Origin of the sequence: Caulobacter vibrioides (assembly GCF_002310375.3) — a bacterium.
Taxonomy (GTDB): Bacteria; Pseudomonadota; Alphaproteobacteria; order Caulobacterales; family Caulobacteraceae; genus Caulobacter; species Caulobacter vibrioides_D.
Window position 1 is genome coordinate 2,073,863 of sequence record NZ_CP023315.3, and the last position, 17,354, is coordinate 2,091,216.

General features: G+C 67.6%; 15 protein-coding genes. 7 read left to right on the top strand and 8 right to left on the bottom strand.

Annotated elements, in window-relative coordinates:
* Positions 1 to 64: 64 nt before the first annotated feature.
* Positions 65 to 1,192 (bottom strand): CaiB/BaiF CoA transferase family protein, encoded by a 1,128-nt coding sequence (locus CA606_RS09825; protein WP_096051297.1) that lies wholly within the window; start codon positions 1,190 to 1,192, stop codon positions 65 to 67.
* Between the two features lie 228 nt (positions 1,193 to 1,420).
* Between CA606_RS09825 and CA606_RS09830 the strand changes: the two genes are divergently transcribed.
* Both CA606_RS09830 and CA606_RS09835 read left to right on the top strand, forming a co-directional pair.
* Entirely contained in the window at positions 1,421 to 2,746 is a 1,326-nt protein-coding gene (locus CA606_RS09830) for a diguanylate cyclase domain-containing protein (protein WP_096051296.1), read from the top strand.
* Positions 2,747 to 2,827: 81 nt separating this feature from the next.
* Positions 2,828 to 3,472 carry a DsbA family oxidoreductase gene (locus CA606_RS09835; protein ID WP_096051295.1) on the top strand — a complete coding sequence of 215 codons (645 nt, stop codon included), beginning with the start codon at positions 2,828 to 2,830 and terminating at the stop codon, positions 3,470 to 3,472.
* Positions 3,473 to 3,592: 120 nt separating this feature from the next.
* Here the strand turns inward: CA606_RS09835 and mfd are convergent, their stop codons facing one another.
* Positions 3,593 to 7,060, bottom strand: coding sequence for a transcription-repair coupling factor (gene mfd / locus CA606_RS09840; RefSeq protein WP_096051294.1), 3,468 nt, complete (start codon positions 7,058 to 7,060; stop codon positions 3,593 to 3,595).
* 4 nt (positions 7,061 to 7,064) lie between these two features.
* Complete coding sequence (locus CA606_RS09845) at positions 7,065 to 7,358, bottom strand: succinate dehydrogenase assembly factor 2 (RefSeq protein WP_096053811.1); 294 nt, start codon at positions 7,356 to 7,358, stop codon at positions 7,065 to 7,067.
* A 198-nt stretch (positions 7,359 to 7,556) separates the two neighbouring features.
* Between CA606_RS09845 and CA606_RS09850 the strand changes: the two genes are divergently transcribed.
* Positions 7,557 to 9,128 carry a DEAD/DEAH box helicase gene (locus CA606_RS09850; protein WP_096051293.1) on the top strand — a complete coding sequence of 524 codons (1,572 nt, stop codon included), beginning with the start codon at positions 7,557 to 7,559 and terminating at the stop codon, positions 9,126 to 9,128.
* 55 nt (positions 9,129 to 9,183) lie between these two features.
* On the opposite strand, the gene CA606_RS09855 is transcribed toward CA606_RS09850, so the two are convergent.
* Both CA606_RS09855 and CA606_RS09860 read right to left on the bottom strand, forming a co-directional pair.
* A complete protein-coding gene (locus CA606_RS09855; protein WP_096053810.1) occupies positions 9,184 to 10,371 on the bottom strand; it encodes a glycosyltransferase family 61 protein in 1,188 nt (395 codons plus the stop codon).
* A 31-nt stretch (positions 10,372 to 10,402) separates the two neighbouring features.
* Complete coding sequence (locus tag CA606_RS09860) at positions 10,403 to 11,860, bottom strand: coniferyl aldehyde dehydrogenase (RefSeq protein ID WP_096053809.1); 1,458 nt, start codon at positions 11,858 to 11,860, stop codon at positions 10,403 to 10,405.
* A gap of 192 nt (positions 11,861 to 12,052) precedes the next feature.
* On the opposite strand from CA606_RS09860, the gene CA606_RS09865 reads away from it, so the two are divergent.
* Both CA606_RS09865 and CA606_RS09870 read left to right on the top strand, forming a co-directional pair.
* Positions 12,053 to 13,114, top strand: a complete 1,062-nt coding sequence (locus tag CA606_RS09865) for a GGDEF domain-containing protein (RefSeq protein ID WP_096051292.1) — start codon at positions 12,053 to 12,055, stop codon at positions 13,112 to 13,114.
* Positions 13,115 to 13,250: 136 nt separating this feature from the next.
* Positions 13,251 to 14,054 carry an enoyl-CoA hydratase/isomerase gene (locus CA606_RS09870; RefSeq protein WP_096051291.1) on the top strand — a complete coding sequence of 268 codons (804 nt, stop codon included), beginning with the start codon at positions 13,251 to 13,253 and terminating at the stop codon, positions 14,052 to 14,054.
* On the opposite strand, the gene CA606_RS09875 is transcribed toward CA606_RS09870, so the two are convergent.
* The 3 genes from CA606_RS09875 to CA606_RS09885 are packed head-to-tail and all read right to left on the bottom strand — an operon-like array spanning position 14,041 to position 15,824.
* A complete protein-coding gene (locus CA606_RS09875) occupies positions 14,041 to 14,451 on the bottom strand; it encodes an ACT domain-containing protein (RefSeq protein ID WP_096051290.1) in 411 nt (136 codons plus the stop codon). The two genes, CA606_RS09870 and CA606_RS09875, sit on opposite strands and share 14 nt — an antisense overlap.
* Positions 14,448 to 14,852, bottom strand: a complete 405-nt coding sequence (locus CA606_RS09880; protein WP_096051289.1) for a DUF6165 family protein — start codon at positions 14,850 to 14,852, stop codon at positions 14,448 to 14,450. The genes CA606_RS09875 and CA606_RS09880 overlap by 4 nt, the downstream gene beginning before the upstream one ends.
* Entirely contained in the window at positions 14,853 to 15,824 is a 972-nt protein-coding gene (locus CA606_RS09885) for a glycosyltransferase family 9 protein (protein ID WP_096051288.1), read from the bottom strand. It abuts the gene before it with no gap.
* A gap of 94 nt (positions 15,825 to 15,918) precedes the next feature.
* On the opposite strand from CA606_RS09885, the gene CA606_RS09890 reads away from it, so the two are divergent.
* Both CA606_RS09890 and CA606_RS09895 read left to right on the top strand, forming a co-directional pair.
* On the top strand, positions 15,919 to 16,479 hold the full coding sequence (locus CA606_RS09890) for a TetR/AcrR family transcriptional regulator (RefSeq protein ID WP_096051287.1): 561 nt from the start codon (positions 15,919 to 15,921) through the stop codon (positions 16,477 to 16,479).
* Positions 16,476 to 17,294, top strand: a complete 819-nt coding sequence (locus CA606_RS09895; protein WP_096051286.1) for a lysophospholipid acyltransferase family protein — start codon at positions 16,476 to 16,478, stop codon at positions 17,292 to 17,294. Before CA606_RS09890 ends, CA606_RS09895 begins: the two co-directional genes overlap by 4 nt.
* The last annotated feature ends 60 nt before the right edge of the window (positions 17,295 to 17,354 follow it).

Below are 17,354 nucleotides of genomic sequence, written 5' to 3' on the forward strand. Positions count from 1 at the left end.
GGGCGCGACGACCGATCGACGCTCGCACCCTAGGGATCCCAGCCTGAACGGCGCCTGAACGACTTCAGAGCGCTCCGGACGCCTTCAGCGCTTCGATCGCCGCAGGGCTGAAGCCCCAATCGGCCAGCGCCTCGTCATTGTGTCCGCCAATCTTCGGCGGGGGTCCCTGGATCGCGCCCGGGGTCGCCGAGAAGCGGGGCGCGGGCGCGGGCTGGGTGACGCCGGCCACCTCGACAAAGGTCTGGCGCGCGGCGTTGTGCGCGTGGCTTGGGGCCTCGTCCATGGTCAGGACCGGGGCGAAGCAGACGTCGGTGGCGTCCATGATGGCGCACCACTCGGCCTGGGTCTTGGTCTTGATGACCGCCGCCAGCTTCTCGCGCAGCTCCGGCCACTCCTCGCGGCTCATCTGGTGCTGGAACTGCGGATCCGAAATCCCCGTCTTTTCCAGCAGAAGCAGGTAGAACTGCGGCTCGATCGAGCCGATCGAGATCCACTTGCCGTCGGCGCACTGGTAGGTGTCGTAGAAGTGGGCGCCGCCGTCGAGCAGGTTGGTCCGCCGCCCTTCGTTCCACATGCCGCCGGCCTTGAAGCCGTAGAACATGGCCATCAGCGAGGCCGCGCCATCGCTCATGGCGCAGTCGATCACCTGGCCCTGTCCGGTCGAGCGCGCGTGGATCACTCCGGCCAGCAGGCCGAAGGCCAGATACAGCGCCCCGCCCCCGAAATCGCCGACCAGGTTCAGCGGCGGCACGGGCTTGTCAGTCGTGCCGATGGCGTGCAGGGCGCCGGTGATGGCGATGTAGTTCATGTCGTGGCCGGCGGCCTTGGCGTAGGGACCCGTCTGGCCCCAGCCGGTCATGCGGCCGAAGACGAGCTTGGGGTTGCGCGCCAGCACGACGTCGGGGCCAAGCCCCAGGCGCTCCATGACCCCAGGCCGGAAGCCCTCGATCAGGCCGTCCGCCTGTTCCAGCAGCTTCAGGCAAGTCTCGATCGATTCGGGGTTCTTCAGGTCCAGCGCGACGGAACGACGACCCCGCGCGGTCACGTCGGCGGGAGAGCCGCGCCCCTGGCCCTTGCGGTCGATGCGCACGACATCCGCGCCCAGGTCCGACAGCAGCATGCCGCAGAAGGGCCCCGGTCCGATGCCGGCGAACTCCACGATCTTAAGTCCCGAAAGCGGCCCCTGGCCCATGACGCGATCTCCCTTTCGACCCTTCGAACCTGGCCGATTGGTGGCAGTAGAGCGATACTGACGTTCGGTCAGGCAAGCCTGGATCGGCGATGCGCGCCGGTTCTTCGATTCACCCCCAGCCTGCGGCGTTGCGCGGCTTTGATGGCGCGAACCCTCTGCTATGGTGCGGCGTCGAATCCCGGCGGCCCCCACAGGGCCGCCGTGTTGTGTATTCGGGCGGAGGTTGGTTTGGCGGTTGACGCCCGGATCCTGATCGTGGCGCGTGATGATGTTCGCGTCGGACCGCTGGCCGAAGGGCTGGATCGGTTGGGCTGGCGCACGATCACCGCGCGGGGCCCCTACGCCGCCCTCGCCGCGCTGGGCGACCTGCCGATCGAGGCCGTGATCGTCGATCTGGCCAGCGCCGGTCCCGAAACCCAGACCCTGGCGCGCCGGCTCAAGGCGGCGGTCGCTCCGCGTCGCCTGCCGGTCATCGCGATCAGCGAGCCGAACGCCGATTTCAAGAGCCAGTCTTTCGACCTGACGCTCTCCCCGCCCCTGCACCCCTCGCAAGCGGCTCTGCGGCTGGAGACCCTGGTGCGAACGGCCATCGCCGAGGAGGAGTTCGAGCTGCGGCTCGAGACCTTCGGCGAGCGCGGCCGCCGGCTCGACCTACCAGAGCCCCCCGACACGCCTTATCACATCCTGGCGGTCGGCGAGCCCGCGCCGCAGTTCCTGGCGCTATCCAACGCGTTGCAGGCCAGCGGCGCCGAGGTGGTCGGCGCGTTCACGGCCTATACCGCCTTCGACTATCTGCACGAGCGGCCGTTCGACTCGGTGGTGCTGTGGGCGGGCGACAGCCAGCAGGAGGCGCTGTCGATCGCCGCCGGCATGCGGCGCAACACCCGCCTCTTCCACATCCCGGCTCTGCTGTATCTGAAGGCCGAGAGCTATGTGACGATGTCGGAGGCGTTCCACCGGGGGGTGTCTGACGTCGCCTCGCCCGAGACGCCCGAGAGCGAGACGGCGATGCGGGTCATGGAGCTGGCCCGCAGCTTCCGTCGCGGCGAAGCCATCCGAGGGGCGCTGGAAAAGGCGCGCAGTTCGGGCCTGATGGACGCCGCCACCGGCCTTTTCACCCGCGACCTGTTCGCCGCCCACCTGGCGCGGTTGGCCAGCGCCGCCCGCGAGCGGTCGCGGCCTTTGTCGATCTGCGTGCTGCGCGTCGCCGACAAGCCCGAGACCGTCTGGGCGCGCCAGAACGGCTGGCTTGACCGGGCCATCCCGCAGATCGGCTCGATGGTGGGACGTCTGGTGCGGGTCGAGGACACGCCGGCGCGTCTGGCGACCGAAGTGTTCGCCCTGGCCCTGCCCGCCACCAACCAGAACGCCGCCCGCGCCGCCGCCGAACGGATCGCCGCCGTGATCGGCTGCACCGCCTTCGACGCGGGCGAGGACCGCGCGCCGTTTGTCTGCGAATTCGATATCGGCGTGGCCGAGGTCCAACCGGGCGAAGGCGCGGTGAAGGCCCTCGAGCGGGCGGCGGCCGCGGCGCTCAAGCGCGAAGCGAGCTGAAGCTTCGCGCTTGGGGCGCAAGGTCGCGCGTCCTATATGGAACACGTCCGGTAGCGGACGGTATTTCCCCGGGAGTTCGCCATGAGCCAGCCGCAAGCCATGATCATCGACGTCGTGGCCGATGTCGTCTGCCCGTGGTGCTATCTGGGCTGGCGGCGCCTGAAATCGGCCATCGCCCTGCGTCCCGACCTGAAGGCTCAGCTGATCTGGCGCCCCTATCAGCTGGATCCGACGCTTCCCGAGGAAGGCGTCGATCGCAAGGCCTACATGGCCCAGAAGTTCAAGGATCCCGACAAGCTGAAGGCTGTCCACACCGCGCTGGTCGAAGGCGGCGCCGAGGAAGGTATTGTCTTCAACTTCAACGCCATCGAGCTATCGCCCAACACCAACGCCGCGCACCGTTTGATCCGTTGGGCCCTGACGGCCGGGGTCCAGGATCAGGTCGTGGAAGCGCTGTTCAAGGCCTATTTCGAGCAGGGTCTCGACATCGGCGATCCCATCGTGCTGGGCGACATCGCCGAAGCCGCTGGGATGGAGCGCCTGGTGGTGCTGCAACTGCTCTCCGAAGGGGCCGACAAGGAGGCCGTGGCGCGCGAACACGCCATGGCGGTGCAGGGCGGCGTTACCGGCGTGCCGTTCGCCATCTTCGCGGGCAAGGTCGCCGTCGTCGGCGCGGAATCGCCCGAGCGGATAGCCCACGCGATCGACCAGGCCTTGGCGGGTTAGAAATCCTCCCCCTCGCGGGGGAGGTGTCGGCGCAGCCGGCGGAGGGGAAAGAAGCCGGCTCAACAGAACCTCCCCCTCCGGCGCTTCGCGCCACCTCCCCCGCTGGGGGGAGGATTGAGTTTACCCCTTCGCCAGTTTCGCCAGGACCGTCAGGATCTTCTCCGCCGCGTCCAGCCGCTGGGCCGGAGTGTCCCATTCGCCCTTGATGACGACCTTCTGGTCGGGGCGGACCTTCCAGATCAGGCTGTTCTTGGCGACATGCTGCATCAGCCCCAGCGGGTTGGCGTAGTTGTCGCCTCGGAAGCTGGCCACCGCGCCCTTGGGACCAACGTCGATCTTGGCGACATTGGCCTCGCGGCACAGGCCCTTGATGGCGACGACCTTGAGCAAGCTGTCGGTTTCGGGCGGCAGCGGGCCGAAGCGGTCGATCATCTCGGCGGCCAGGGCTTCGCGGTCGGCGGCCTGTTCGGCGTCGGACAAGCGACGATACAGCGACAGCCGCACATTGAGGTCCGGCACATAGTCGTCCGGGATCATCACGGCCGCGCCGGTGTTGATCTGCGGCGACCAGCCACGATCCTCCAGCAGAGCTTCCTGGCCCTGCCGCTGGCGTAGCTCGGCGACGGCGTCTTCCAGCATCTGCTGGTAGAGCTCGACCCCGATCTCCTTGATATGGCCGCTCTGCTCGTCGCCCAAGAGGTTGCCACCGCCGCGCTGGTCCAGGTCGTGGCTGGCCAGCTGGAAGCCGGCGCCCAGGCTGTCCAGCGACTGCAGCACCTGCAGGCGCTTCTCGGCCGACAAGGTCAGGGACTTCTCGGCGGGCGTCGTCAGATAGGCGTAGGCGCGGGCCTTGGACCGGCCGACGCGGCCCCGGATCTGATAGAGCTGGGCCAGACCGAACATGTCGGCGCGGTGGACGATCAGGGTGTTGGCCGACGGGATATCCAGGCCACTTTCGACGATCGTCGTCGCCAGAAGCACGTCGTACTGGCCCTCGTAGAAGGCCGTCATCACGTCTTCTAGCTGGGTGGCCGCCATCTGACCGTGGCCGACGACGTACTTCACCTCGGGGACCTGGGTGCGGAGGAACTTCTCGATGTCCTCCAGGTCCTTGATGCGCGGCACAACGTAGTAGGACTGGCCGCCGCGATACTTCTCGCGCAGCAGGGCCTCGCGCAGGGTGACCGGATCGAACGGGCTGATGTAGGTGCGCACCGCCAGGCGATCGACCGGCGGGGTGGCGATGATCGACATCTCCCGGATGCCCGACAGCGCCATCTGCAGGGTGCGCGGGATCGGCGTGGCGGTCAGGGTCAGCATGTGCACGTCGGCGCGAAGCTCTTTCAGCTTCTCCTTGTGCTTGACCCCGAAGTGCTGCTCCTCGTCGACGATGACGAGGCCCAGGTCCTTGAACGACACCTGCTTGGACAGGATGGCGTGGGTGCCGACCACGATCTCGAACTGGCCGTTGGCCAGGCCCTCGCGGGTCTCGGCGGCTTCCTTGCCGGTGACCAGGCGCGACAGGCGCGTGACCTTGACCGGCCAGCCCTGGAAGCGGTCCTTGAAGGTCTTGTAGTGCTGGCGGGCCAGCAGCGTCGTCGGGCAGACGATCGCCACCTGCTTTCCGCTCATCGCCACCACGAAGGCGGCGCGTAGGGCGACTTCCGTCTTGCCAAAGCCGACGTCGCCGCAGATCAGGCGGTCCATCGGCTTGCCGGACGACAGGTCTTCCAGAACGTCGTGGATGGCGCTGAGCTGGTCGTCCGTCTCCTCGTAGGGGAAGCGGGCGCAGAACTCGTCGAACACGCCGTGCGGCGGGTCGGTTTCCTCGACATGTTTCAGCTGGCGGGCGGCGGCGATCTGGATCAGGCCCTCGGCCATGACCCGCAGCCGTTCCTTGGCCTTGGCCTTGCGGCCCTGCCAGGCCGCGCCACCCAGCTTGTCCAGCTGGACGTTCTCGGCGTCGGCCGCGCCGTAGCGGGTCAAGAGGTCGATATTCTCGACGGGCAGATAGAGCTTGGCCTCGCCGCCATACAGCAGGTCCAGGCAGTCGTGCGGCGCGCCCTGCACGTCGAGCGTCTTGAGGCCCTCATACCGACCGATGCCGTGGTCGATGTGGACGACGAGGTCGCCGGGCGTGAGCGCGCTGGCCTCGGCCAGGAAGTTGGCGGCGCGGCGCTTCTTGCGCGGGCGGGCCAGGCGGTCGCCCAGGATGTCGGTTTCGGAGATGACCGCCAGGCTGTCGGTCTCAAAGCCGTGGTCCAGCGGCAGGACAACCCGCTGTGGGACCTTGGGGTCATTGGCCTTGGCCGCCTGCCAGTAGCCGGCATAGGGGATCTTCTTCAGGCCGTGGTCGGCCAGCATGGTCCCCAGGCGCTCGGACGAGCCCTCCGACCACGAGGCGAATAGCACGCGCTTGCCTTGAGCGGTCAGCGCCTTGGCGTGGTCGGCGGTCGCTTCGAAGAGATTGACGCTGTCCTGGGCGCGCTCGGCGGCGAACACCCGGCCAAGCTTGGCGCCCAGATCGACGACGTCCAGACCCTGCGGCTGGAACGGCGTGAAGCGGCGATGGGTGCGGTCGGAGAGCTCGCGCTCCCACTCCTCGGCGGTCAGGTACAAGGCCTCGGGCGCCAGCGGACGATAGGCCGACTTGCGATCGGCGCTGGCGCGCGCCTCATAGGCGTCCTGGATCATGGCCAGGCGCTCATCGCGCGCTTCGGTGGCCTGGTGATCGACGCCGATCAGGGCTCCTGCCGGCAGATAGTCGAACAGGGTCGCCATCCGCTCGTAGAACAGCGGCAACCAGTGCTCGAGACCGGCGCGACGGCCGCCCTCGCTGACGGCGGCGTACAGCGGATCATCGCCCGGCGCGCCGAACTCGGCGACATAACCCTTGCGGAAGCGCGAGATGCCATCAGCGTCCAGCAACGCCTCGCTGACCGGCAGAAGGTCGATCTCCTTCAGTTGCTTGGTCGAGCGCTGGGTCTCGGGATCGAAGGCGCGGATGCTCTCCAGCGTGTCGCCGAACAAATCGAGCCGCACCGGCTCCTCGGCGGCCGGCGGGTAGACGTCGATCACCCCGCCCCGGATCGCGAACTCGCCCCGCTCCGAGACCGTCGAGGCGCGCGTGTAGCCGTTGACGGCGAAATAGCGCTCAAGGTCCTTGATATCGACGCTGTTACCGACCTTGGCCGAGTACGAGGCGCGCAGGAGGACATCCTTGGTCGGCACGCGCTGCAGAAGCGCCGGTGCGGCGATCACCAGGATCGCAGCCTTGCTGTCGCCAAGCCCCCGAGCCAGCCGCGCGAGTGTCGCCATGCGGGTGGCCGAAACGCCCGACGACGGACCGATCCGATCGTAAGGCAGGCAGTCCCACGAGGGCAGCAGCACCGCCTCGATCTCGGGCGCAAAAAACTTCACCGCGTCGATGAAGGCCCCGGCCCTGGCGGTGTCGCGGGCGACGAAGGCGGTGAGGCCGCCGCGCGCCCGGGCGATGTCGGCCATGACCAGCGCGTCAAAGCCTTCCGGCGCGCCGGCCAGGGTCAGGCCGCCGGCGGCCTTGGCGATTTGCTTGGCGTCATAGCTCATGGCGTCAGGCGCCATCACCCGCAGGGCGCGACGCGTGCGCCTGGAACCGGAACGTCCGGATCATCGCCATGACGTCGGTCTCGAACGCGGGGGGCGTCGGCTCCTGTCCGACGATCCAGGCGTAGATCTCGCGATCCGACTGTTCGAGCAGCGCTTCAAGCGTGTCCAACTGCTCGGGCGTCAGGTTCGGCCCATGGGTCTCCGCGAACGGCCCCAGGATGAGGTCCGCTTCGCGAAAGCCGCGGTGCCAAGCGCGGAAACGAAGACGCCGAAGGCGGGAGTCGTGATCAATCGTCATTTCCCGGCGGATATAGAGCGGCGTCGGCGGAGGCGCTAGCGCCATGGTCCCCGCGCCCGTCCTGCCGGGCCCGTTCGCCCCCGTGCCCCGATTGACTTTGCCGACTTTCCGCCTATTTATCCCCAACTTCGGAGCAGGTCTGGCGAATCCGCGCCGCCCGCTCGCCCAAGCACGGGCGGCTCCGCAGATCAGCGTGTAATGACTGAATTCACCGACCTAGGGCTTTCGCCCACGACCCTGCAGGCGGTCGCCGACACCGGCTATACCACTGCGACCCCCATTCAGGCCCAGGCCATTCCGGTGGCCCTCGCCGGCCAGGATGTCCTCGGCATCGCCCAGACGGGCACCGGCAAGACCGCCGCCTTCACCCTCCCGCTGATCGACCGCTTGCAGTCGGGGCGCGCCAAGGCTCGCATGCCGCGCGCCCTGGTCATCGCCCCGACCCGCGAACTGGCCGACCAGGTGGCCGCCAGCTTCGAAAAGTACGCCAAGGGCACCAAGCTGTCCTGGGCCCTGCTGATCGGCGGCGTGTCGTTCGGCGATCAGGAAAAGAAGCTGGATCGCGGCGTCGACGTGCTGATCGCCACGCCGGGCCGACTGCTTGACCACTTCGAGCGCGGCAAGTTGCTGATGACCGGCGTGCAGTTCCTCGTCGTCGACGAAGCCGACCGCATGCTGGACATGGGCTTCATTCCGGACATCGAGCGCATCTTCAAGATGACGCCGCCGAAGAAGCAGACCCTGTTCTTCTCGGCGACGATGCCGCCGGAAATCACCCGCCTGACCAAGCAGTTCCTGCGCGATCCGGTGCGGATCGAGGTGGCGCGTCCGGCGACCACCAACGCCAACATCACCCAGCTGCTGGTCAAGGTTCCCTCCTCTGATCCCAAGGCCAAGCGCCTGGCGCTGCGCGCCCTGATCGAGAAGGCCGGCATCGAGACGGGCATCGTGTTCTGCAACCGCAAGACCGAGGTCGATATCGTCGCAAAGTCGTTGAAGGTGCACGGCTATGACGCCGCGCCGATCCACGGCGACCTTGACCAGACCCAGCGCATGAAGACCCTGGCCGACTTCCGCTCGGGCGCGCTGAAGATCCTGGTGGCCTCGGACGTCGCCGCGCGCGGCCTCGACATCCCGGCCGTCAGTCACGTCTTCAACTATGACGTCCCGCACCATGCCGACGACTATGTCCACCGCATCGGCCGCACTGGCCGCGCGGGCCGGACGGGCATCACCTACATGCTGGTCACGCCGTCGGACGACAAGGGCTTCGACAAGGTCATCAAGCTGATCGGCTCGACGCCGGACGAAGAGAAGCTGGACCTCGACTACTCCAACGCCGTCACCGTGAAGCGCGAAGGCGACCGCAAGCGCGGGGGCCGCGATCGTGATCGTGGCGAGCGCGGCGAACGCAGCGAGCGCCCCGCGCGCGGCCGCAGTCGTGGCCGTGAGCGTGCCGAAGAGACCGTCGAAGCGACCGTGGAGAGCGTCGCTGAGATCATCGAAGCTCCCGCCGTGGCCGAGGAGCGTCCGGCGCGCGAACGGCGGCCGCGCCGCGAGCGTGAGCCCAAGCCTGTCGTGTCCGCACCGACGGCGATCGAGCCCGAACGTCCGGTCCGCACCGAGCGTCCCGATCGCGCCGAGCGCCCTGAACGTCCGGTGCGCGGCGTTCAGCCGGTCCGGGACCGCGACGACGATGATCGCCGCGTGGTCGGCTTCGGCTCGGACGTGCCCGCCTTCCTGGCTCGCCCACCGCGCAGCGGCAAGTAGGCGGCGAGACCTGTCTCAAGATTGCGAAAGCGCCGGGCGATCGTCCGGCGCTTTTTCATTTGTGGTGCGGTCCTGGGTCCGCCGGGGCAGCGTCCAGCGCCGCATCGATGAAAGAAAGCAGGTCGTTCAGGTCCGGCCTGAAGGCGAACTTGAAGCCTCGTCTCAGGCGGGCCAGCAGCGGCGCTGTCTTGGCGGCGCACGGCGAGGCGCAGACGTAGCCGCGCCACTCGACCCCGACCTGACGACAGGCCGCCCTCACCCACTGGCTGGTGAAGTTCGAAGGCTGGACCTCAATCACCCGCGCGCCCCGGGATAGGAACACGGCGTTGGCCAAGGCCGCGCCGCTGGCCCCGACAATGATCTCGGCGTCGCGCATCAACGCGACCTGCGCGCGCGCGCCGAGCGTTTCAGGGCGCACGATCGTGAACCCTCGGGCGCGCAGGGCGCGCTCCAAAGCGGCCTCCCCCACCATCACCCGCATCGATTGCCCGCGCCGGGACAGATAGATCCGCCGCGCGCCGCCGCCCTTGGGCGCGTTCGCCGTCACCCGCTCGGCCAATTGCGCCAGGAGGCCGTTCGGATGATGCAGGAAGTGATCCATGCTCGTGGCGAACACCGCGCGTCCCAGACGCACGGCCGGAGCATCGACTTCCTGGAGCCGGACCTCGGGCGCGGCCATGGCGATCAAATCGCGTTGCCAATCGGTCAGGCGCGGCGCCAGAAGCGGCGCGTCCTTCAGAAGACCCGCCTGCTCCAGGGCCAGGATCGACGGCAGAGCGTCGATGACGAAGTGCCCGTAGTTGAAGCCCGCGCCCCAGGGCAGGAACACCGCCCCGCCTTCCAGAACCGGAGCGTTCTCTGGCGGAGCCAGGGTGACGCCCCCTGAACGAACGCCTGGAATCGCCGAGAGATCGGCCGACCCATGCCGCGCTTCGCCGACCGTCGCGTTGTAGAGGGCACCATCGGTTCCGATCACCGCGCCGAAGCTTGGATACCACCAGCACGGCCCCACCGCGCACAACGCGGGAACGTTGACGGGCGGCGGTGAGGACAATGCGTGAGGCCAAGCTGACGCCTGCGGCCCGCCCAAGACCCCTGCGGGCGCGCCGGCCGAGGCGTCATGATCGGGCGCCCAGGCCACGCCAGTCTCACCCCGGGCGAAACATGCGCGCAGGGCGTCCGGCAGCATTGGCGGCAGGTCGCGCGCCTCGACGACGGGGCGCAAGGGGATCGGCGCGGTCATGCCCGCTTGGAGCATGCCGCGCCGCGATTGGCTACTTCTTGATCTGGCCCGCGAGGTACTTGCGGATACCCTCGCCATACGGCGGCCGCAGGCCCAGCATCGGGGCGATGTCCTTCTTCAGCTGTTGGAACACGGCCTTGCGGTGGCTGAACTCGCGATAGCCGTCATGGCCGTGATAGGCGCCCATGCCGGCGGGACCAACGCCGCCGAACGGCAGGTCCTCCTGCGCCACGTGGAAGATCACGTCATTGACCGTGACGCCGCCGCTGGTGGTCCGTTCCAGCACCCGGTCCTTCTCGGCCTCATCGGTCCCGAACCAGTAGAGCGCCAGCGGCCGATCGTGCGCGTTCACATAGGCGACCGCCTCGTCGACGGTCTTGTAGCTCTTCACCGGCAACACCGGACCGAAGATCTCCTCCTGCATCACCGTCATGTCGTCGGTGGGGTCGATGATCAGGGTCGGGGGGATCTTGCGGTGCTCCTGCTGGGAGAGGTCTTCGCCCGCCGGATTGATTTCGATGACCCGCGCGCCCTTGGCGCGGGCGTCGTCGACATAGCTCTTCACGCGGTCGTAGTGGCGCTGGGCGACGACGGCAGTGTAGTCCGGATTGTCCTTGATGGTCGGGAAATAGCGGCTGACGGCGGCCTGGGCTTCCTTGACGAAGCTCTCGACGTCCTCTTGCGGCGCCAAGACATAGTCGGGCGCGAGACAGATTTGCCCGGCATTCAGGGTCTTGCCGTTCATGATCCGCGCCGCAGCCGTGGCCATGTCGGCGCCACGCGACAGGATCACGGGGCTCTTGCCGCCCAGCTCCAAGGTCACCGGGACCAGGTTCTCGGCCGCCGCGCGCATGACGTGCTTGGCCACGGAAGTCGCGCCCGTAAATACGAGGTGGTCGAACGCCAGGCCCGAGAACGCCTGCCCCACTTCCGGGCCGCCCACGAACACAGCGACTTCTTCCTCGTTGAACGCCTTGGCGAACATCGCCTTCAGCAGATCCGAGGTCGCCGGTGTGTACTCCGACGGCTTGATCATGGCCCGGTTGCCTGCGGCGAAGACACCGGCCAACGGGGCGAAGGTCAGGTTGACGGGGAAGTTCCAGGGACTGATCACCCCGACAACACCCTTGGGCTGCCACTGCACCGTGGCCTTGGCGCCGAACAGGCCCAGGATCGCCGGCGTCGTCTTGCGCTTTTCAGGCTTCATCCACTTGGTCAGGTGGTCGCGGGCGTGCTTCAGCGGCCCGATGGAGCCGGCGACGTCGGTCAGGGCCGTCGCTTCCGGAGACCGCGAGCCGAAGTCCGCATTCACCGCCTTGGCGATCTCGGCCTGGTGTCCGACCAGCAGGTCGATACTGCGGTTCAGCCAGTCGATTCGCTTCTCGGCGCTGGGCGGACCATCACGAAGGTGCGCGGCCTTCTGGCGCTGCAACACGTCGTTCATCGCCGCTTTATGCGCGTCGAACGACAGATTCACCGGTGCGTTCATGGCTTGTCGCTCCTCCCAGGGTCCGCCCATCGGCGCGGAACTCATCTTATCAATGATCACCATGCGGGAGGTGGCGAACGGACGCAAGCGAACGTCGTTCGTTCTTAACGCATCGTAAGAACTCTGGAGGATAGGCTCCTGCCCCAAGCGATCGACGTTGCCGCAAGGGCAGCGTCGATGAGGGAAGAGAACATGTCGGACGTCGAAACCACGCTGCGCGGTCCCGAGGCTTACAAGATCGCCTCGCGCGCCCTGGAGCTCATGGAGCGGCATCAGGTCTGGCCGACCGCGCTGAACTTCGAGCTGTGGACGCACTATGTGGCCGATCCGAACGGGGCGCTGGCGCGCGAGCTGACCCGGCTGATCTCGCTGGGCGAGCCGATGACCGAGCTGGTCAGCGAAGAGCTGGCCGCAACGTTCCTGCCCAAGGCGCGTCTGAACGAACAGATCCGCGACGCGGGCGACCTTCTGTCGAAGGAACTTGAGGCGGTCTCCAAGGCCATCCAGAACGCCCAGAAGTCCAATGCCGCGTTCGGCAAGGAACTGGACGGCGCGAGCAAGAGCCTGGATACCCAGACCGATGTCGCCTCGATCAAGGCGGTCGTCGGCAGCATCGCCCAAGCCACGCGTCGCGTGCACAAGGAAAACCAGTCGCTGGAGGCGCGCCTCGCCGACTCCACCGCCGAGGTCGAGCGCCTGCGCGAGCACCTGGAGCAGGTGCGCCGCGACGCAACGACCGACGGTCTGACCAACCTGGCCAACCGCAAGGCCTTCGACGAAGAACTCGACCGCGCCTGCGCCGAGGCCGAGGAAGAAGGCACCAGCATCTGCCTGGCCGTGCTCGATATCGACCACTTCAAGGGGTTCAACGACACCTGGGGTCACCAGACCGGCGACCAGGTCATCCGGTACGTGGCGTCGGTCATCGGCCGTGTCGCCGCCCCGCCGCGCTTCGCAGCCCGCTATGGCGGCGAAGAGTTCGCCATGATCTTCCCGCGCGAAAGCGCTGCGATCGTCGCCACCACGCTCGAGGAAATCCGGGTCGAGGTGTCGTCGCGCATGCTCAAGCGTCGCTCGACCAACGAGGACCTTGGCGCGATCACGGTTTCCTCGGGCTTTGCAGAGCGCAAGACCGGCGAGTCGGGCCATTCGGTGATGGAGCGCGCCGACGCGGCGCTCTACGCCTCCAAGCGCGGCGGCCGTAACCGCGTGACCGCGGCGGAGTCGATGCCCGGCGCGGCCAACGCGGCCTGATCTTTTTCAGCAGAAGACCTACCTTGGCGCCGCCGGTATCTGACCGGCGGCGTTTCTATTGGCGAAGATTCCTCTAGCCTTCCCAAAGGGCATGGGCGCCTAGAGTCTCCCCCAACAAGCATAGGGAGGCTCCGCCGTGGACTATCAGAAGATCCGTGTCTCGACGCAGGATGGCGTCGCCACCGTCACGCTCGCCGATCCGGCTACCTTGAACGCGGCCAGCCCCGAAGTTGCGCGTGAGCTTCACCACGCCTTTTCCTCGATCGCCGCCGGTAAGATCGAGGCGCGCGCCGTGATCCTGACCGGTGAAGGCCGCGGCTTTTGCTCGGGCGCCAATCTGTCGGGCGGCGGCGCGGCCGGTCGCGAGGCGGACGTCGACGGCAAGCCCGACGCCGGCTCGGCGCTGGAAACCGTCTACAACCCGCTGATGACGCTGCTGCGCGACTTCCCGTTGCCGATCGTGACGGCGGTGAACGGTCCGGCCGCCGGCGTCGGCTGCTCGATCGCGCTGATGGGCGACCTGATCGTCGCCGCCGAGAGCGCCTACTTCCTGCAGGCTTTCCGTCGTATCGGTCTCGTGCCCGACGGTGGGTCGACCTATCTCCTGCCCCGCCTGATCGGTAAGGCGCGCGCCATGGAGATGATGCTGATGGGCGACAAGGTTCCCGCCGCCACCGCGCTGCAGTGGGGCCTCGTGAACCGGTGCGTGCCGGATGCTGAGCTGATGTCCACGGCCCATGCCCTGGCGCTGGAGCTCGCCAAGGGACCCGCCGCGTTGGGCGCGATCCGCAAGCTCGTCTGGGACAGCCTCGATAGCGACTGGATCGGCCAGCTGCACGCCGAGCGAAACGCCCAGAAGGTCGCCGGCAAGACCGAGGACTTCCTCGAAGGCGTCACCGCCTTCCTTCAGAAGCGGGCGGCGGCGTTCAAGGGACGGTAGCGGCTTTCGCCTGCAGCGCTAGAAGGATCGCCAGCGCCTCATCCGCCCGCGCGATCGGCACGAAGACATGGTCGTGGTGTAGCGCCGCGACCATGTTGCAGGCGATCCCTGCGTTGGCGAGCGCACCGGATACGGCGGCGGTCAGGCCCACGCCGTCGAGGGCCGAATAGACGTTCAGGGTGATCAAGGCCATCGGCGCCTCGATCGGAAAGCCCGCCGCCTCCGCCGCGCTGCGCTCCAGGATCAGGCTGACGCCTTCCGCCTCGCGGAACATCGCCAGCGGCCGCAGGCGCGTCCAATCCCGGTCGCCCGCAGCGCAGAAGACATATTGGCCGGACTTCAACTGCGGCGTCATGCCCGCGAGCATTTCCCCAGCGTCGCGAACGACTTGCGTCATTTTTCAGAGGCGCCGAGATAGGGCTTGTAGCTCTTTTCTTCGACGATCTCCGACCCGGCGGCTTCGTTGATGGCGCGCTTGATGGCGGCGCGCTTGTCGTTGTCGATATAAACGCGGCGAGCCAGGGCCACGAAGTCAGGCCCGAAATCCTGGCGACGCTCGCAGTCGCGCTTGCCGTCCTCGATGTCCCAGAGCGCGGCGTTGACGATGGTCAGCTCTTCGGTGAGCCGGGCGATCTCGGCGTTTTCCGGCAGGTGCTCGCGGGCCGTCGCCTCCAGCAGCGCCAGCTCCTTGCGGACATTGGCCTCCTTGGCCGGATCGCCGATGCGCTGAGCCTTGACACGCAGGATGGTGATCTTGTCGACCAGTTCGCCTGCCGAGATCGGCGCAAGGATGGACATTCAGGACGCTCCGGAAACCAGCTTTTCGAGCGCCCCCCAAGCCGCGTCGACCGGCAGGGCGCCCATATCGCTTCCGTAGTCCTCCGCGACCAGCATCTCAAGCTGCTGGGCTGCGGGACGAAACTTCACCGCCTTGCGGCGGTCCTGCTGCAGCGAGAGCAAGGGTGCGCCACCGGCGGCCAGCATGTGCCCTGGTCCCGCGTCGTTGGCGACTCCAGCGGCCATGCGTCCGGCCAGGGCGATGACCAGCAGCGGCCCCTTCACCGGTAGGCCGTCTGTGCGGTTGCGCTCGGGCTGCAGCGCCTGCGGAACCTCACGCGCGGCGATCGCCGCGTCATCGGCCTCGTCCGGGCCAAACAGGAAGACCGGCGCCCAGCCCTTAGCGAGTACGCGGCGCGCCAGCTCCAGATAGTTCTCAAGCGGCCAGCGCTTGGCCTGTCCGCCAGCGCCGGGCGCGAGGCCGACATAGGTCGGGCCGGCCGGCAACAGAAGCTCCGCAGCCTTCAGCGCGTCGGGATGGCTCAGGGTCAGGGGCCTTGGCGCGCCCTGCCCGTCCGTGGCCAGGGCGAGCAGCCGCGCCAACCGGTCAGTCACCGCGACCGGCCAGTCCTGGCTTCGCGCCTGACGTGCCGCTGAGACGAAACGCCCGACGCAGCCCCGCTTGGCGACCCCGCTGCGGCGCAGGTTCTCCTGGGTGTCGATGACGAGATCGAACGTGCGCCCGCCGAACGGCCTCGACAACGGCAGGCTGTCCAGCGCCGCAGCGCCGTTTCGCCCCTCCAGGATCACCTCATCAATATAGCCCGCCACCACGGCTTTCAGCGGCCCGGTGTAGACCGTCTCACCCTTGGCGGCGCACCAGCTGATCCGCGCGTTCGGGAACGCGGCGCGCAGGCCGGCGATGAACGGCAGCTTGATCAGCCCGTCACCGATCACCTCTCCCATCGAATACACAAGAACCGTCTGGACCATGGCCGTGTGTCGCCGCCTCGTCGATCACGGTCAATCACGGAAATGTAAGTGAGCGCTCACTTGCATTCTCCACGCCAGCTGCGATCCTCTCTTCATGAGCGCAAGACCCCGTATTGAGCGCGCGGCGCTGGAGGCCTTCGTCACCGAAGGCGTCGACGCGGCGACCACCAAGACCATCGCCGCCCGGGCCGGCGTCTCCGAAGGCGCGATCTATCGCCACTGGAAGAGTAAGGACGCCCTGGCGCTGGGCCTGTTCATGGACTGCCACCGCCGCCTCTCGGCCCTGATCGCCGAGGAAGCCGCCGCCGCCAGCGGCCTCAAGGCCAAGGCCGCGGCGCTGGTGAAGGCCTATTGCGCGGTGGCCGACGAGGATTGGTTGCTGTTCTCGTTCCACCTGCTGCAGCTGCACCATTTCCTGCCCTACTACCAGGAAGACGGCCGCGATCCGGTCACCCTGGTCGAGGACCTGATCAAGCGGGCGATGATCAACGCCGAACTGCCGCCGGCCGACCCGCGTGTGCTGGCCGCCATGGCCATCGGCGTGATCACCCAGACCGCCCAGAACAAGGCCTATGGCCGCCTAGGCGACGACGCCCTCTCGGCCCACGCCCCGCTGATGACCGCGGCCGTCCAGGCCGTGCTGTTCGCGCGATGAAAGGACACCCTTCGATGCGAAGCGTTTTGTTCAACGCCTACTACTGGGTTCTGTCGATCTTCTATGGCCTGTCGGCCGCCTTCGCTGCACTGGCGCCTGGACGGCAGGCCGTGACCTTCACCCTGCGGCTCTACAGCCGCCGGATGCTGTGGGCGCTGGACGCCCTGGCCGGCGTTAAGGTGCAGGTGAAGGGCCAGGAGAACCTGCCCGCCGGCGCCTGCATCATCGCCGCCAAGCACCACAGCTGGGGCGACGGCTTTGTGATGTTCGCCCATGTCGATAACCTCAGCTTCGTCACCGGCGATCACCTGGAAAAATTCCCCCTGGTCGGGACCATCCTAAAGAAGTTCGGCGCCATCGTGGTCGACAGCTGCGGCGGGCCCGAAGCGCGCGAGGCGCTGTCCAAGAGCGCCGCCCAGGTCGCGGCCGAGGGCCGGCGCATCCTGATCTATCCTGAAGGCCACCTGGCCGCGCCGGGCGAGCATTTCCGCTATCGCACGGGCGTCTACTACATGAGCAAGGACTTTGGCCTGCCGGTCGTGCCGGTGGCCACGAACCTCGGCTGCTTCTGGCAGCAGACCGAGAAGACGAAGACGCCCGGCATGGCGATCATCGAGTTCCTGCCCGCCCTGCCCCAGGGGCTGGAGAAGGACGACTTCATGAAGCTGATGCAGGCGACGATCGAGGGGCGGACGAATGAGCTCATCGCCCAGGCGCACGGCGAGGCGGTGAAGCCTTCGGTGCTGGTGGAGTGGGATGGTAAGAAGAACGTGCCAGCGACAGCTCAACCGGCTGCTGCTTGCCTTCTCCCATAGGGAGAAGGTGGTCCGAAGGACCGGATGAGGGGTTAGGACGACGCTGGTTGAGGCAGTAGT

Excerpts from the sequence above, each read along its gene's own strand:
- CA606_RS09825 (WP_096051297.1), bottom strand. The coding sequence starts at position 1,192 with ATGGGCCAGGGGCCGCTTTCGGGACTTAAGATCGTGGAGTTCGCCGGC.
- CA606_RS09835 (WP_096051295.1), top strand. The coding sequence starts at position 2,828 with ATGAGCCAGCCGCAAGCCATGATCATCGACGTCGTGGCCGATGTCGTC.
- mfd (WP_096051294.1), bottom strand. The coding sequence starts at position 7,060 with ATGAGCTATGACGCCAAGCAAATCGCCAAGGCCGCCGGCGGCCTGACC.
- CA606_RS09845 (WP_096053811.1), bottom strand. The coding sequence starts at position 7,358 with ATGACGATTGATCACGACTCCCGCCTTCGGCGTCTTCGTTTCCGCGCT.
- CA606_RS09850 (WP_096051293.1), top strand. The coding sequence starts at position 7,557 with ATGACTGAATTCACCGACCTAGGGCTTTCGCCCACGACCCTGCAGGCG.
- CA606_RS09855 (WP_096053810.1), bottom strand. The coding sequence starts at position 10,371 with ATGACCGCGCCGATCCCCTTGCGCCCCGTCGTCGAGGCGCGCGACCTG.
- CA606_RS09860 (WP_096053809.1), bottom strand. The coding sequence starts at position 11,860 with ATGAACGCACCGGTGAATCTGTCGTTCGACGCGCATAAAGCGGCGATG.
- CA606_RS09865 (WP_096051292.1), top strand. The coding sequence starts at position 12,053 with ATGTCGGACGTCGAAACCACGCTGCGCGGTCCCGAGGCTTACAAGATC.
- CA606_RS09875 (WP_096051290.1), bottom strand. The coding sequence starts at position 14,451 with ATGACGCAAGTCGTTCGCGACGCTGGGGAAATGCTCGCGGGCATGACG.
- CA606_RS09880 (WP_096051289.1), bottom strand. The coding sequence starts at position 14,852 with ATGTCCATCCTTGCGCCGATCTCGGCAGGCGAACTGGTCGACAAGATC.
- CA606_RS09885 (WP_096051288.1), bottom strand. The coding sequence starts at position 15,824 with ATGGTCCAGACGGTTCTTGTGTATTCGATGGGAGAGGTGATCGGTGAC.
- CA606_RS09890 (WP_096051287.1), top strand. The coding sequence starts at position 15,919 with ATGAGCGCAAGACCCCGTATTGAGCGCGCGGCGCTGGAGGCCTTCGTC.
- CA606_RS09895 (WP_096051286.1), top strand. The coding sequence starts at position 16,476 with ATGAAAGGACACCCTTCGATGCGAAGCGTTTTGTTCAACGCCTACTAC.